We start from the raw sequence: 15,935 nt of genomic DNA, 5'->3' as shown, positions 1-15,935 counted from the left end.
TCAGTTTTTCGCATAGCCCTTGCCCAGCCGGTCCCGCCCGTCGGTGGCGGTCCCGGTCAGGCGCGGAAACAGATCGTCCCACAAAGCCAGCCGATCCCAGTCGGGCGTGTCGGCGACGCGGTCCTCGGGTTTCAGGAATGGATTGGGCAGGAAGATCGTGATCTGCGGCTCGTCATGCCCGTTGAACATGCGGATACCCCAGGAGATCGGATGCCCCTCGGCATCGAGGCGCCGATAGAGCTCGACGCGGCCGGGGCTCCTGCGCACCGCAAGCACCGGATCGCTCGTACTCTTGGCGGCGAGGCAGAGATGGAAATGCCCCCTGGCGCCCCAATGGATGGTCAGATAGCCGCCCGCCGACAACGAGATGCGGTCGGGCTTGCCCGGGCATTTGAGTTCATAGGCCGCCCCAGGGATCAACGGCCCCCAGGTCAGCTTGTCCCAATGATCGTCGAACAGTTCGGTGTAGAGCGCGAACAGGAATTGCTCGTCGCGCGCGAGCGGCCAGACCTCCTCGGTGCGGCCATCCACCGTCGCGACGCGCTTCTCGATCGGGGCATGGGGGGCGAGCGCGTCCATCAGAAGCGCCCCCGGATGCCGGCATGGATCGATCGGCCGAGCGAATTATAGTTGAGCGCGGTCTCGTAATATCTGTCGAACAGATTCTCGACGCGGCCATAGATCTCGAAACTGTCGGTCAACCGCATCGATGCGCGCAGGTCGACCAGCGTATAGTCGCGCAGCACCACGCTGTTGGCTTCATTCTCGAACGCGTCGCCCGACCAGCGCACCGCCGCACCCAGCGACAGGCCGAAATCCCAGCGATAGCTGGCTTCGGCATTGGCGGTATGCGCAGGCAGCCGGCGCAGCGCCTTGCCGAACAGCGCGCCGGGCGAACGGTTCTCCGCATCGATCCAGCTATAATTGGCGGCGAGCGAAAGCCCGTCCAGATCGAGCGCACCGCCAAGCTCGATCCCACGGCTCTGGGTGCGCGTGACATTGTCGTAATAGCCGAGCCGGCCGATCGTGGTGGAGCCGGGCTGGAGGCAAAGCCCCTTGGGTACGCCCGAACAGCTGTAGAAGACGATCAGGTCGCGTGCGCTGCGATCGAAATATGTGGCCGACAGCGTGAGCGCGCGATCGAACAGGCGCTGCTCGATCCCCGCTTCCCAGCCCTTGGAGGTTTCGGGGCGCAGCGCGGCATTCCCGTACTGGCTGCCGAGTTGATACAGCGTCGGCGCCTTGAAGCCTTCGCCATAGCTCGCCCGGACAAGCGTCATATCGTCGAACAGCGACAGCACGGCACCGCCGCCGAACACGGTGTTGCCGCCGAAGCGGTCATGATCGTCGTGGCGGATGCCGGCATTAACCGTCAGCGGCGCCACGATCCGGGCCGAAAGCTGGGCATAGACGCTGTCGAGCCGCGCACGCGCGCGGATCGGCGCCGGGATCGCGGCGGTGGGGCTGGCCGGGATCGTCGCATAGTTGCGGAAGCGCGTATCCTCGCGCTCCACCCCGAAGCTCGCCTGCCAGCCCTCGGCGATCGTCGCGGTGCCCTGATATTCGTAGCGCTTCGCCCAGCCGGTGCTGTCGAGATTGCGCGGCCGGGCGCGGCGCGGATCGAAGCCGTCGCGATCGGTCTGGGTCGCGGAGACGGCGAAGCGGTTGACCAGCCTGCCGCCGAACAGCGGCACGACGATGCCGGCATAGCCGAACGCTTCCTCGCTGAGATTATAGGCGGGCGTATCGGCGGTGGTGGCGTCGATATCGACGCGCCCCGTCGAGTAGAGGCCGCGCAGATCGATCATCGCGCCGTCGCCGAGATCGATATTGAGTCGGGCATTGCCGCCACGATTGCGATAGCCGTCGCGCTCGGTCGCGCCGACGCGTGGCGACAGCGCGCTGATGCCGTCGGTGACGAAATTGAAGCCGGCGACGCGGAACCGCACGGGCCCGATGCTGCCGCCGATGCCGGCACGTGCGCTCACCGTCTCGCGCGAGCCCGCCTCGATATCGAAGCTCGCTTCGAGCGGACGGTCGGGCAAGGCGGTCACGATGTTGACGACGCCGCCGATCGCCTGGCTGCCCCACAGGATCGACTGCGGCCCACGCAATATCTCGATGCGCGCAGTATCGCCGATCATGAGGTTGGCGAAATTATAGCCGCCGCCCGTCGACGACGGATCGTTCAACTTGACGCCGTCGATCACCACCACGGTCTGGTCGCTGTCGGCGCCACGAATACGGACGCCGGTCGACGTGCCATAGCCGCCATTGCGCGTGATCGTGATGCCGGGTGTCCGCACCAGCAGGTCGGAGACGATCACCGCCTGCGATGCGTCGATCGCGGCCTTGTCGATCACGGTCAGCGATGCCGGCACCTGATCGGCGGTGACGGGAAGGCGCGTCGCGGTGACGACGATTGCCTCGCCGCCCTCGTCGATGGGGGATGGAGCCTCATCCTGCGCATAGGCGGCGGTCGAGAGCAATAGCGGGAGAAACGAAATGGACTTCAACATTGAGCGGCGTACCCCGGACAAATGGGCCGCGCTCAAGCGGAGTCATGCTGCCGAACGGGCATGCATCGACCCCCGCGAAAACGCGGTCCGTGCATGTCGTCGCTCGGGTTTACCCCCGTCCGCTCGGCACACCCTGTCCGCGCGAAAGACGACCGCGACGGGCAGGTCTCCTGGCTTGCGGGTCAATGCCGGTTCGTGCCGCCTTCTCAGGATCCTGGGGATCCCAATGGCATATGGCCCGATGGCTCGCCGCTCACAGTTGCAGGGGCAGCCGGGGTCTCGAACCCCGTTCCCTTTTCATCCCCGTCCCCGGGGAACCTTTCGCGGGTCCGGCATTAAGTCCGATGCTGCGGTGCGTCAACGCTCATCCCGCCTTGAACCAGATGACAAGCGCGAAGCGCGCGGCGCCCACCACCGGCAGCGTGCGGTGCGGGGTGAAGCGGTCGAGGAACAGCACGGTGCCCGCAGGACAATCGGGCTGGACACGCGGCAGGCCGGCAAGCGTCTCTTCAGGGATAGCGAAGCCATCGTCGCGCCGATGCAGGAAAGGCGTGGATCGTCTGCCGGGTACGACATCCAGCCCGCCATTGCCCGGGCCGGCATCGCTCAATGGCATCCACGCGGTGATGCGGACGCGGCCGCAACTCGTCCCGTCATCGATCGCGACATCCGAATGCCAGTCATGACGATGCTCGGGAAACGCCGCGATGCTGGCGCGGACGCGCATGACCGATCCAGCGATCGGCCGGTCCGCGAGCCGCGCGGCGGTATCGAGAAGCATGGGGCTGCCGGCCAGCGCGGCAAGGCGCGGCCCGCGATGCGCATCGGTACAGATCGCGACGCGCAGCAGATTGGCATAGGACCGCTCGGCCGCCGCGATGCGATCGAGCCTGTCGCCCAGCGGCACATCGGGCAGGCTGTGTTCGAACGGCATGTAGAGCGCACGCGCGACGCGATCGACCTGTTCGGCGATATCGTCGCGCGCCGCGCGGACGGTTTCCGGATCGAACAGCGGAACGGCGCAAAAACCCTGCGCGGCGAAGAGATCATCGGTCATAGCGGCTCCAGCGAACGGGCGATGGGCACGATCATCGGCGGGTCGATCATCGCGCTGATGCCGTAGACGCGGCGCAGGCGTTCGGCGGTCAGCACGTCGAGCGGCGCACCGTCGGCGACCAGCACGCCGCGATCCATCAACAGCAGGCGATCGCAATAACGCCCCGCCATGGTGAGATCGTGGAGCACCGTCACCACCAACGCCCCGGCGCACGCCTCACCTTGGAGCAGCGCCATGACGTCGATCTGATGCCCCGGATCGAGCGAGGCGAGCGGCTCGTCCGCCAACAGCGCGGGCGCCTCCACCGCCAGCGTCCGCGCCAGCAGCACGCGCGCGCGTTCGCCGCCCGACAATTCGGTCACCACCCGGCCGCGCAGCCCGGCGACGTCCGCGCGTTCGATCGCGCGTTCGACGGCATTGGTATCGGCCGGCGACATGGCGGACATCGGCGCCAGATGCGGCAGGCGGCCGAGGGCGACGAGTCGCTCCACCGTCAGCGGCCAGTGTAGCAACTGGCCCTGCGGCAGATAGGCGAGTTTGCGCGCGATCGCGCCGCGCGCCATCGCCGACACGGGCTCGCCATCCAGCGTCGCCGAACCCGATGCCAGCGGGACAAGCCCGAGCATCGCGCGCAACAGGCTCGATTTTCCGGCGCCGTTCGGCCCGATAATGCCGACAAGCGTGCCCGCGCCGAGCGTGGCGGAGACCGCGTCCACCGCCAGCCGGCGGCCGAGCCGGACACTCACCGCATCGAGGGAAAGGGTCACCATAAGCGGCGCTCCCGCATGAGATAGACAAGGAAGACGGGCACGCCGAGAAAGGCGGTCACCACGCCCAGCTTCAGTTCGACGTTGGACGGGATCAGCCGCACGCCGATATCGGCCAGCGTCAGCAGCGCCGCGCCGCCGAGCGCGGAAGGCAGCAGGATCGCGGAGGGGCTGCGGTCGGTCAGCGGACGGATCAGATGCGGCACGATCAGCCCGACAAAGCCGATCGATCCGGACACGGCGACCGCGCCACCGACCCCGATCGCGACGCCCAGCAGCAGGCGCAGGCGCGTAATCCGCAGGTCCGCCCCCAGGGCACGGGCACCGTCTTCGCCCAGGGTCAGCGCATCGAGCGCGCGGCCATCCGCGAGCAGCAGCGCGGCGCCGACCGTAATGCAGGGCAGCGCCACCCAGACGTGATGGAAGGACCGGTTCTCGATCGACCCCATCAGCCACGCCATGATCTCCATCGCGGCGAAGGGATTGGGCGAAAGATTGAGCGACAGGCTGATCGCCGCAGAGGCGAGCGTCGCGACCGCGATCCCGGCCAGGATCAGGGTCAGCGGGCTTTCCGATCGACCCGCCAGCACGAACAGCAGCGCCAGCGCCGCCAGGCCGGTGACGATCGCCAGCAGCGGCAGCATGACGGGATGGAGTTCGGCCAGCCCGAAATAGATGGCGCAGACCGCGCCCAGCGCCGCCGCGTTCGACGCGCCGAGCACCGACGGTTCGGCGAGCGGATTGCGCAGATAGCCCTGCAAGGCGGCGCCGGCGAGCCCGAGCATCGTGCCGACCGCCAGACCCAATATGGTTCGCGGCATGCGCAGATCGAACAGGATCGCGGTCGCGATCGGATCGCCCCGCCCGGCAAGCGCGGCGAAGATCCGTGCCGGCGCGAGCGATACCGCGCCCAGCATCAGCGACGCCGTCGCGGCGAGCAGGATCAGCGCGATCAGCCCGGCGACCAGCATCGATCGCGGCGGAACGAGGCGCGATGTGGTCGTCACCATGACCGTTCACCCGCGCGCTTGTGCCCGGCGATCATGCTGATAAGGCGTGCGGCCCCATGCCGCGCCTCGCTTCCCGCCCCGCCCTTCTCGGCCTTTCCGCCATCGTCGCCGCGGCGTCGGCCGCCGCGATGGCATGGGCCATGCCGGACCGCGCACCCGCGAAACGCCCGCAGCGGATCGTGTCGCTCAATCTCTGCGCCGATCAATATCTGCTCGAACTCGCCGATCGCGACCAGATCGCCGGCCTCACCCGCAATGCCGACGACCCCGACATGTCGGCGGCGGCGGCCAAGGCGGCGGGGCTGAACATCATGGGCACGTCGGCGGAGGAACTGCTCGTCCTCGATCCCGATCTGATCATCGGCATTCCGGCGAAGCGCGGCAGCATGCTCGCGGCGGTGGCGCAGCACGGCTACACCGTGCTCGATCTCAAATCGGCCGCCAGCTACGCCGACATCGTCGCGCAGATCCGCGAGGTGGCGGCGGCAGTCGGCCATGTCGAGCGCGGCGAGGCGCTGATCGCGCGCATGAACCGCGAACTGGCCGCGCTGCCCAGGACGAAGGCTGCGGGCGTCGCGGCCTATTATCAACGGCGCGGCTATATGACGGGGACCGGCACGCTGATCGACGATGTGATGACGCGCATCGGCCTCACCAACCTGGCCGCCCGGCTCGACAAGCCCGCGCTCTCGCAATTGTCGCTCGAGGAGATGGTCGCGGCACAGCCCGATTACCTGATCGTCGAGAGCGCGACCGACCGGATGACCGATCAGGGCACGGAGATGCTGCATCATCCCGCGCTGAAGGACATTCCCAGGCTGAGCATCCCCCAGGCGTGGACGGTGTGCGGCAGCCCCGCTTATGTCGACGCGGTGCGCAGCCTGACGCAGCAGATCGCGGCGCATCGGCGGTAGAGTGGTATCCGACAAAACTGGATCGTCATTGCGAGGGGCGAAGCCCCGCGGCAATCCAGGGTCTCCGTGCCACCCTGGATTGCTTCGCTGCGCTCGCAATGACGAGCGTTTGACGTTTGATCGATCAAATTCCAGATCACGCGACACGGCTAAAACTCGATCCCGGCCTGGGCCTTCACGCCCTGTTCGCGGAAGGGGTGCTTGATCAGCGTCATCTCGGTGACGAGATCGGCGATCCCGATCAGCGCGTCGGGCGCGTTGCGGCCGGTCACCACGACATGCGTCATCTCCGGCTTCGCGCCGAGTACCGAGAGCACTTCATCAAGCGGCAGATAATTGTAGCGCAGTACGATATTGAGTTCGTCGGCCAGCACCATGTCGTAGGACGGATCTGCGATCATCCGCTTCACTTCCTCCCAGGCTATGCGCGCCACCGCGATGTCGCGGGCGCGATCCTGCGTGTCCCAGGTGAAGCCTTCGCCCATCGGCTTGAACTCGACACTGTCCGGAAAAGCGTCGAACACCAGCTTTTCGCCGGTAGCCATCGCGCCCTTCACGAACTGGACGACGCCGACTTTCTTGCCATGGCCGATCGCGCGCACGACCATGCCGAGCGCGGCGGTGGTCTTGCCCTTGCCCTTGCCGGTATGGACGATCAGCAGCCCCTTCTCGATCGTCTTGGCGGCTACGATCCTGTCATGCGCCGCCTGCTTCTTCTTCATCTTCTCGGTGTGGCGTTCCTCGGTGCGCTCTGCCATCGTCATGCTCCTGCAAGTTCGGCGAGCAGGATGCCCGCGCTGTTCGATCGGGGTTTCCACAGGCCACGCTCCAGCGCCTCGGCCAGGCGCGCGGCGGTTTCGCGCAGCGCCGCCGGATTGACCTGGGCCATGAAGGCGCGCACCGCCTCGTCCTCGATAAAGGCGGCGTGGACGGCGTCGAAATGATGATCGCGCACCGCATGGGTGGTCGCGGCGAAGGCGAAGAGATAATCGACCGAGGCGGCGATCTCGAACGCGCCCTTGTAACCGTGGCGCATGACGCCCGCGATCCATTTGGGATTGGTGACACGGGCACGGACGACGCGGCCGATCTCGTCCTCCAGCGTGCGGATCACCGGGCGTTCGGGGCGGCTATGGTCGTTGTGATAGGCGCGCGGCCGCTTGCCCGACAGATGCTCGACGGCGGAGGCGATACCGCCTTCGAACTGGTAATAATCGTCGCTGTCGAGCAGGTCGTGTTCGCGATTGTCCTGGTTCTGCACCACCGCATCGGTCTGGGTCAGGCGTTCGGCGAACAGCTCGCGTTCGGCATCGCCCTCGACACCCGCGCCATAGGCATAGCTGCCCCAGTCGAGATAGACATTGGCGAGGTCGGCACGGTCGTGCCAGATTTTCTCGTCGATCATCGCCTGGAGCCCCGCGCCATAGGCGCCGGGCTTCGAACCGAAGACCCGATAGCCCGCGCGCAGCGCCGCATCCCTGGGGGCACTGCCGCTGTCGACCAGCCGCGCGGTTTCGACGCGATAGCGTGCAGCCGCCGGATTGTCCTCGGCCGGTTCGTCGAGCGCCATCACCGCGCGCGCAGCGGAGTCGAGCAAGTCGATCTGTTCGGGAAAGGCGTCGCGGAAAAAGCCGGAGACGCGGAAGGTCACATCGACGCGCGGCCGGCGGAGTTCGGCGACCTTCATCACCTCGAACCCGATCACGCGCCCCGACGTCCAGTCCCAGCGCGGCCGCACGCCCATCAGCGCGAGCGCCTGCGCGATATCGTCGCCCCCCGTGCGCATGTTCGCGGTGCCCCAGGCGGAAAGCGCCATCGCTTTGGGATAGTCGCCCTCGCGCTGGAGATAATCGTCGACCAGCAATTGCGCCGAGCGCTGCCCAAGTTCCCAGGCGGTCGCGGTCGGCACCGAACGGGTGTCGACCGAGTAGAAATTGCGGCCGGTGGGCAACACGTCGGGGCGGCCGCGCGTCGGCGCGCCGGACGGGCCGGGCAGGATGAAACGACCATCGAGTCCGGCCAGAAGCGATGCTTTCTCCGCTGCGCCACAGGCATCGACCCGCAGGGCCAGATCATTGCCGATCGCCACCAAGACTTGAGTGGTCCGCTCCCCAATCCCGTCGGGGCTGGGGAACGTGGAGACAAGCTGCGTCGCCAACAACTCCAGCCGCTCGATCGTATCGCCCAGCGTCCGCCATGGATCGGCGGAGAGATCGGCCAGCACCGGTGGGCGCGGCCCCGCCCATGCATCGCCCATCCTGCAGTCCAGCGGATCGAAATCGAGGCCGAGATCATCGACCATGGCGCGCAACAACGAGGCCTGGCCCGGATTGTCGTACCCGCGCGGCGTCCGCGACAATGCGACCAGCAGATCGGTGCGCAGCCGCCCTTCAGGCGAGCGCGTGAAGATGTGCAGCCCGTCGCGGATCTGCATTTCCTTCAATTCGCAGAGATAATTGTCGAGCGCGGCCAGCGCGTCGTCGCCATCGCCGACCGCACCGGCGTCCGCATCGAGCCCCTGGGCACGGGCAAGGTTCAGGATCTCGCCCTTCAAATGCGCGATCCGGCGCGGATCCATGCCCGCGGCGAGATAATATTCGTCGACCAGCGCCTCCAGCGCTTTCAGCGGACCATAGCTTTCGGCGCGGGTCAGCGGCGGGGTCAGATGGTCGATGATCGCAGCACCGATCCGGCGCTTGGCCTGGGTGCCCTCCCCCGGATCGTTGACGATGAACGGATAGAGCTGGGGCACCGGCCCCGCGCATATCTCGGGAAAGCAGGTCTCCGAAAGCGCGAGCGCCTTGCCGGGCAGCCATTCGAGATTGCCGTGCTTGCCGACATGGACCACCGCATGCGCGCCGAAATCGCGGTTCAGCCAGATGTGGAAGGCAAGATAGGCGTGCGGCGGCACCAGCGCCGGATCGTGATAGCTGGCCTTGGGATCGATATTGTAACCGCGCGCCGGCTGCACCGCGACGACGATGTTGCCGAAACGGTGGACCGGGAGCTGGAATGCACCGTCACGCACGAACGGATCGGTGTCTGGAAACCCCCATCGTTCGATGACGGCGGCGCGAACGGGTTCGGGCATTGCGTCGAACGCGGCGCGATAGGCAGGCATCGGCAGCGACACTTCGCCCGGTCGCGCGATCGATTGGCCGGCATTGGTCACCCCGGCCAGCATGATCGCCATCAGCGCCGCGCCGTCGCGCGGTGCGGTGCCGATCGAATAGCCCGCATCGCCGAGCGCAGCGAGGATCGCCGCGGCGCTGGCCGGCGTATCGAGGCCGACGCCATTGCCGATCCGGCCGTCGCGATTGGGATAATTGGCAAGGACCAGCGCAATTCGGCGATCGGCCGCGCGCGTGCGGCGGAGCCGCGCCCAGTTCGCGGCGAGATCGGCGACGAATGCGACGCGGTCGGGCGCCACCCTGGGCACGACGATTCCGCATTCGGTGCGCGCGTCGAAATGCGCGGCCGCCTTGAACGCGACGGCACGCGTGAACAGGCGCCCGTCCACTTCGGGCAGCGCCACATTCATCGCGAGATCGCGGGGGCCAAGACCGCGCGGACTGTCCTGCCACGCCACCTGCTCGACCCCGGCGAACACCGTCTGGAGGATCGGGCAATCGGCGCTCTCGAGCACGCCGGGCACGCGGGATTCGCCGGGCGAGGACGCGGCGAAGGATGTCGCGTTCAGAATGATGTCGGGCGCGATCTCGGCAATCACCCCACGCAGCCAGTCGATCGCAAAGGGTTCGCGCAACGCGCGGACATGGACGGCGGCGACATTGAGGCCGCGCGCCTCCAGTGCGGCGACCAGCGCATCGACCGCATCGAGCGTGCCCGCCACCATCAATGCGCGGTAGAAACACAATAGCGCGACCGGTCGGCCATCGGTCCAGCGCCGGCGCAGATCGTTCAGCGTCGGCCGGTCGATCCCGGGCAGATAGAGCCCCGCATCGACGACGGGGATGGGATCGTCGGGCACGCCGATATCCGCGCCGATCAATCGCGCGGCGTGACGCAGGAAGCCGACCGCATTGGCGACGCCGCCCTGGCGCAGATAGTCGCGCAGCCGGTCGCTGACCGCCTGCGGCACGGTCGATGCGGCATCGAGCGCGGGATCGGGTTCGCGGCCGTCGGCGATCGCGGCGAAGGCGATGCCGTTCTCGCGCGAGACACGCGCGATCTCGTCGACGCCATAGGGCCAATAGGCCTTGCCACCGAGCAGGACGACGCAGACGAAGCGCGCCTTGGCGATCACTGTCTCGACATAGAGGTCGACCGAATAGGGATGCCTGAGCTGGAGGAGATTGGCGAGCCGGATCGACGGCGCGCCATCGCCCAGCGTCGCCACCGCCTTCGAGAAACAGGCAAGCTCGCTGTCCGCCACCGTCAGGAATATGATGTCCCCCGGCGACTGGGCAAGATCGATCGCCTCGTCGCCGTTGGAAACCGTTCCCGGGGTGGCGGCCAGCAAATGCATCAGCGCATGCCGGCGCCCAGCACGCCGCCGAGCGCGGCTTCGATATTCGCCTGGTCGAGCCCCTTCCGGCCGATCACGACCAGTTGCGAGGCAGGGGTTTCCACCGCCGTCCAGGCGCGGTCGAAATAATGCTGGATCCGCGGCCCCACGGCCTGGATCACCAGCCGCGCGGGACGCCCCTCGATCGCGATCATGCCCTTGATCCGCAATATGTCGTGATCGGCGATCAGCATGGTCATCGTCGCGAGCAGCGGTTCGACGCCGGCGATCTCGCCGCCCCTGACGACGAAGCTGTCGAAATCGTCATGGTCATGATCGTCTTCGCTGTCGTGATGCGAGGGCCGCGCCGCGAGATCGTCCTCGGCGCCGGCGAACAGGCCGAGCAGCACGCCGGCATCGACCGCGCCGTGCGAAGCGCGAACGATCTTCACGCCATCGCGCGTGTCACCGGATATGTCGGCCTCGATACGCGCCAGGCCATCGCCGTCGACGAGATCGGCCTTGTTGAGGATGACGAGATCGGCGCAGGCGAGCTGATCCTCATACAGTTCCTCGAGCGGACTGTCGTGGTCGAGCGTGGGATCCGCGGCGCGCGCGAGCGCCAGCGCGGCCTCGTCGGTCGCGAACCGCCCCGCCGCAACCGCATCGGCGTCGATCAATGCGATCACGCCATCCACCGTCGCGCGCGTGCGGATATCGGGCCATTGAAACGCCTTCACCAGCGGCTTGGGCAATGCCAGGCCCGAGGTTTCGATGATGATATGTTCGGGCGGGTTGGGCCGGTCGAGCAGCTTGAGCATCGTCGGCAGGAAATCGTCGGCGACGGTGCAGCAGATGCAGCCATTGGCAAGCTCGACGATATCGTCCTCGGGGCAGGCCTCGTCATTGCAGCCCTTGAGCAGTTCGCCGTCGACACCGACATCGCCGAACTCGTTGACGATCAGGGCCAGCCTGCGCCCCTTGGCGTTCTGCAGCAGGTGCCGGATGAGCGTGGTCTTTCCGGCGCCCAGAAATCCGGTGACGACGGTTGTCGGGATCTTGCTCACGCACGCTCTCCCGCTTTGGCGACGGACAGCGGGCATGGGGAAACAAAGGCGATGGTCTTCATGGGGCACTCCCCCGACACCTGAGCAAATCGGTGGCGGGGCTTGCCGACGCTCAGCATCGGTCGGCGCGCGACGACGGGCGGGTGCCGGAAGCACCCGTTACCACGCACCGATGCAGCCCCAGCCGCACGGTTCGTCGCTCAGACGGAGAGTTACCGTGCCGAGACCATCCCCTGGATCAAGGCAAGAGCGACCGGTGCGCTGGCAGGTCTCCTGGCTCGCGGGTCAAAGCTTGATGCACGGCCTTCCCAGATCCCACGCATCCGCGTTCGATCCAGTGGCTGCACCCGCCCCGTCATCGGGGGGTGGGCACCTGTGCATCGCGCTCGCCGCTTACAGTTGCAGGGACAGCCCCGGATTCGGATGATCGCTCATCCTCACCGTGTTCCCGAATTAAGCCCTTTCGGGCACCGGCGCGATCTTTCGAGATGCGGACATCGCCCGCCTCTCGAACGCGGCCATAGGCGAAATCATCGCGCGAACCAATCGCTCAATGCGAGTCCGCGATCACGCCACGCGCGTCGCCAGCCCCACGGAACGCGCGGCGGGGATCAGCCCCTGCCGCTCCAGGCTGTGCGCGACGATGGTTTCGACCAGCTCGGCATGGCTGACCCCGATCGAGCGCGCCGAACGGCTGATCGTCTTACGCGACCAGAGATTGCAGGACAGATTCACTTCCATGAAACGCAACTCACCGGTTGCGGGATCGTAGCGGAATTCGAAGCGGCCATAATCGAAGGGCCAGAGTTCGGGCAGCAGCGCGCGGACATGCCCTTCCAGCCGCGCGACCAGATCCTTGTCCTCGACGGGTTCCAGCGGATCGTCGGCGGTGACGACCAGATTGCGCTTCTCTTCATAGGAGCGGACTTCGCCGGGACGCGCGGTCGGATAATAGCCGAAGCTCGGCAGCAGCCATGGGCCGTTGGCGCCGACGACAGGCACGGCCAGATCGATCAGCGGCGCATAGGGCTCGATGATCACGTCATGGCCGGACGCCAATATGCCTTCGGCATGGGCGCGCGCCTCGGCCCAATTGTCGATGATCTTGACGCCCCAGCTTGCCGACGAGGCATTGGGCTTCACCACCAGCCGTTCCCAGGTGAAATCGGGCTCGCTCACCCCGCCCTGCCCCTGGCGTATGATCGCCCAGGGCGTGACGGGCACGCCGCGCCGCTCGGCGACCGATTTCATCAGATGCTTGTCGTCGGACAGGCCGCGCAGGATCGGCGAAGCGCCGAGGAAGGGCAGGTCCAGCCGGCGCAGCAGCAACGGCCCCAGCATCTCGCTGTTCACGAAGCCGCCGCGATTGAGCAAGGTCACCACATAATCGGCGTCGGGCCGCTCGAAGAGGTCCTGATAGCTGTTGGCCGGCGTCACGTTGAGGCCGATCTCGCGCAAGGTCGTCAGCATCTCGTGATGATAGACCGCATGCGTGCCGTCCTCGGCGTCGGGCACGCCGCCGGCCAGCGCATGTTTGGCGAGGAAGAGGATGCGGAGCCGCGCCTTGTCGGCGTCGGAGATCGAAAGAAGCTTGGGATGGGGCATGCTACACCTTTTCAATCTATTTAATAGAGAATAGGCACGTTGACAAGCCACCCCAAATGGTGAGCAACCGGCGCGATGAGCGGCGACGCCCCCGAAACGATCACCAGCCGAGACGTCGCCAAGGGCCTCGGCACGACATTGCTCGCCCGGCTGGGCGGGGTGATCGATGTCGTCGCCCAGCCCGTCTATGTCTGGCTGTTCGGACTGGCGAGCTTCGGACTCTATGCGGTGCTCTGGGCCGCGGTGAACCTGATCGAGAATATCGCCGATCTCGGCATGACCTCTTCCCTCCAGCGCGTCGTGCCCCAGGCGAAGGATGAGGCCGAAGCGGTCGCGGCGCTGCGTGCCGCGCTGGTGATCGGGGTTACCCCCTGCCTGATCCTCGCACTGGCCGCATCGCTGGGCGCCGCGCAGATCGCACCTTTGCTCAACGTCGCCGCCGGCGATGCCGGGCGCGTCGCCGAAGCGATCCGCCTCTTTGCCTGGGCGCTGCCGCTCTGGGCCTTTGTCGAGATCGCGACATCGGGGTTGCGCGCGCGCCGCGTGTTCGGCGCCGAGATCCGCCTACGGCTGTTCTGGGAACAGGCGATCCGCCTCGTGCTCGCCGCCGGCTTCTGGATGGTCAGCCCGACGATCCTGTCGCTGTTCACGGCGCACCTGATCTCGCTGGCGGTCACCTGCCTGCTAAGCGTCCGGCTACTCTCGCGCTATTACGACCTGCGCCTTTTCTTCCGCATACCGCGCGGTGGCCCGATGGCTGGCGCCACATTGCGCGCGGGTCTCGCTGCATTGCCCGCCAATATGGTCGCGCGGCTGTTCGGCGACGCACCGCCGATCCTGCTCAACGCGATCCTGCCCGGTGCCGCCGGCGCGACAAGCGCGGCGCTCTATACGATCGCGCGCAAGGTCTCGAGCATCGTCCAGCTCGTCCGCACCGCATTCGCCTATGTGCTGGCGCCGCTCGCTTCCGCCGCGTCGCGCGGCGGCAAGGCCGAAGTACAGCCGCTCTACGCCTTTGCAACACGGCTCGCCTTTGCGCTGGTCGTGCCATTGGGGCTGGTGATGGCGGCGGGCGGCGATGCGATACTGGGCCTGTTCGGCCGCGGCGCCGATGCCGCGCACGCGGCGCTCGTCGTGCTGGTGCTCGCACGCATGGCAGAGGCGGTGTTCGGCGCCGCAGTGCCTGTGCAGCAAGTGATTGGCGGCTATCGTGCGCAGCTCGTCGCCAGCGCGATCGGGCTTGCCGCCGCCGCGATGGTCGGCGCACCGCTCGTCACGCGCTTCGGCCTGACCGGCATGGCGGTGGCGGTAAGCCTGGGTTTCATCGTCTCGGCGGTGGTGCCGCTGCTCCAGCTCCACCGCTACGACGCGATCCATCCGTTCGAGCGGCCCTTCGTCCGCGTTGCAATCCGCGCCATCGCGCTGTCGCTGCCCGGCCTCGCACTCGCCTTCGCCGCGGCGCGCGTCCTGCCCGACGGTGCCGATATCGCCGGCGTTACGCTGATCATGCTTGGATCGATCTGGCTCTCGTGCCGCTTCGCCCTGCCCCATGCCGATCGCGCGACGCTGGGCGGAACCGGACGGGCATTGCGGCTGATCTAGGGGCGAGGTCAGATCGCGAGGTAACCCGTTTGGACTGAGCCTGTCGAAGTCCTGCCTTCTTTTACATCGCCTTCAGAAAAGGCAGGGCTTCGACAGGCTCAGCCCGAACGGTGAGGATGGCAGATCCAGTTGATAACGACAGCCTCAAGCCCCCTCACCCCGCCAGCAGATAATTATCCGACCGCGCCAGGCCGATCAGTGCCAGCCCGGCTTCCTGCGCGCGATCGAGCGCCAGGCTGGTCGGTGCCGAGATGGTGACGAGCGCCGGACAACCGGCAAGCACCGCCTTTTCGACCAGTTCGTAGGAACAGCGCGCGGTGAGCAGCGCGAAACCGTCGTCCCAGCCCAGCCCGCCGCGCAGCATCGCGCCGATCAGCTTGTCGAACGCATTGTGCCGGCCGACATCCTCGCGCACCACGCGGATCGTGCCGTCGGCCGCACACAAGGCCGCGCCATGGACCGCGCCGGTCGCGCGATTGAGCGCCTGATGCGCACCCAGCGCCGACAATGCGGCGAACACCGATTTCGATGCCGGGGGCTTTCCCTGAACCCTGGGCAAAGGGCGCAGCGCCTGTTCGAGATTCTCGATGCCGCACAGCCCGCATGACGATTCGGACACACGGTGCCGCACCCGTTCGATCACGCGCCCGGCGCGATCCGGCACGAGCTGCGCGCGCAGGATCGTTCCCGTCGTCGCGTCGTGCGTATCCACATCGAGAATATCGGCAGCGCTGTCGATCAGCCGTTCCGACGATGCGAAACCATGGATGAAATCGTCGAGGTCGGCGGGCGTCGCCATCATCACCGCATAACCGATGCCGTTGAACTCGATCGCCAGCGGCCGTTCCTCGGCGACCGCACGCGCAATCGCTTCTTGCGTCCCGTCGGCACCGATCCGGGTGAAGTGTCGCCTGTCCTGCGTCATC

At 67.0% G+C, this 15,935-nt stretch carries 12 protein-coding genes and 2 riboswitches; of the genes, 2 read left to right on the top strand and 10 right to left on the bottom strand.

Features of this window, described 5'->3' with window-relative positions; all coding sequences use genetic code 11:
* From AC3WN8_RS00735 to AC3WN8_RS00715, 5 genes are all read right to left on the bottom strand, one after another.
* Positions 1–579 (bottom strand): DUF7676 family protein, encoded by a 579-nt coding sequence (locus AC3WN8_RS00735; RefSeq protein ID WP_492667443.1) that lies wholly within the window; start codon positions 577–579, stop codon positions 1–3.
* Positions 579–2,519 carry a TonB-dependent receptor plug domain-containing protein gene (locus AC3WN8_RS00730; protein ID WP_492667442.1) on the bottom strand — a complete coding sequence of 647 codons (1,941 nt, stop codon included), beginning with the start codon at positions 2,517–2,519 and terminating at the stop codon, positions 579–581. The genes AC3WN8_RS00735 and AC3WN8_RS00730 overlap by 1 nt, the downstream gene beginning before the upstream one ends.
* 143 nt (positions 2,520–2,662) lie before the next feature.
* A riboswitch (cobalamin riboswitch) is annotated at positions 2,663–2,856 on the bottom strand.
* Positions 2,857–2,883: 27 nt separating this feature from the next.
* The gene (locus AC3WN8_RS00725; protein WP_492667441.1) at positions 2,884–3,576 is read right to left on the bottom strand and encodes a phytanoyl-CoA dioxygenase family protein; all 693 of its coding nucleotides are present in this window, start codon (positions 3,574–3,576) and stop codon (positions 2,884–2,886) included.
* Complete coding sequence (locus tag AC3WN8_RS00720) at positions 3,573–4,346, bottom strand: ABC transporter ATP-binding protein (RefSeq protein WP_492667440.1); 774 nt, start codon at positions 4,344–4,346, stop codon at positions 3,573–3,575. The genes AC3WN8_RS00725 and AC3WN8_RS00720 overlap by 4 nt, the downstream gene beginning before the upstream one ends.
* Positions 4,340–5,353 (bottom strand): FecCD family ABC transporter permease, encoded by a 1,014-nt coding sequence (locus AC3WN8_RS00715; RefSeq protein WP_492667439.1) that lies wholly within the window; start codon positions 5,351–5,353, stop codon positions 4,340–4,342. The genes AC3WN8_RS00720 and AC3WN8_RS00715 overlap by 7 nt, the downstream gene beginning before the upstream one ends.
* Positions 5,354–5,409: 56 nt before the next feature.
* Here AC3WN8_RS00715 and AC3WN8_RS00710 point away from each other — a divergent pair, with 56 nt between their 5' ends.
* Positions 5,410–6,267, top strand: a complete 858-nt coding sequence (locus AC3WN8_RS00710) for an ABC transporter substrate-binding protein (protein WP_492667438.1) — start codon at positions 5,410–5,412, stop codon at positions 6,265–6,267.
* 149 nt (positions 6,268–6,416) lie between these two features.
* On the opposite strand, the gene cobO is transcribed toward AC3WN8_RS00710, so the two are convergent.
* From cobO to AC3WN8_RS00690, 4 genes are all read right to left on the bottom strand, one after another.
* Positions 6,417–7,025, bottom strand: coding sequence for a cob(I)yrinic acid a,c-diamide adenosyltransferase (cobO, locus tag AC3WN8_RS00705; protein ID WP_492667437.1), 609 nt, complete (start codon positions 7,023–7,025; stop codon positions 6,417–6,419).
* 2 nt (positions 7,026–7,027) lie between these two features.
* Positions 7,028–10,756 (bottom strand): cobaltochelatase subunit CobN, encoded by a 3,729-nt coding sequence (gene cobN, locus AC3WN8_RS00700; RefSeq protein WP_492667436.1) that lies wholly within the window; start codon positions 10,754–10,756, stop codon positions 7,028–7,030.
* Entirely contained in the window at positions 10,756–11,802 is a 1,047-nt protein-coding gene (gene cobW / locus AC3WN8_RS00695; RefSeq protein WP_492667435.1) for a cobalamin biosynthesis protein CobW, read from the bottom strand. Before cobW ends, cobN begins: the two co-directional genes overlap by 1 nt.
* Positions 11,803–12,048: 246 nt before the next feature.
* A riboswitch (cobalamin riboswitch) is annotated at positions 12,049–12,292 on the bottom strand.
* A gap of 77 nt (positions 12,293–12,369) precedes the next feature.
* Complete coding sequence (locus AC3WN8_RS00690; protein ID WP_492667434.1) at positions 12,370–13,407, bottom strand: D-alanine--D-alanine ligase family protein; 1,038 nt, start codon at positions 13,405–13,407, stop codon at positions 12,370–12,372.
* Positions 13,408–13,482: 75 nt separating this feature from the next.
* Here AC3WN8_RS00690 and AC3WN8_RS00685 point away from each other — a divergent pair, with 75 nt between their 5' ends.
* Complete coding sequence (locus AC3WN8_RS00685) at positions 13,483–15,009, top strand: lipopolysaccharide biosynthesis protein (protein ID WP_492667433.1); 1,527 nt, start codon at positions 13,483–13,485, stop codon at positions 15,007–15,009.
* 154 nt (positions 15,010–15,163) lie between these two features.
* Here the strand turns inward: AC3WN8_RS00685 and fdhD are convergent, their stop codons facing one another.
* Complete coding sequence (gene fdhD, locus AC3WN8_RS00680) at positions 15,164–15,934, bottom strand: formate dehydrogenase accessory sulfurtransferase FdhD (protein WP_492667432.1); 771 nt, start codon at positions 15,932–15,934, stop codon at positions 15,164–15,166.
* Position 15,935 lies beyond the last annotated feature (1 nt).

Source organism: Sphingobium sp. FW305-3-2-15-F-TSA7 (assembly GCF_058787155.1).
The sequence above is the reverse complement of the archived record's forward strand: the minus strand, read 5'-3'. Positions and strand labels throughout refer to the sequence as shown.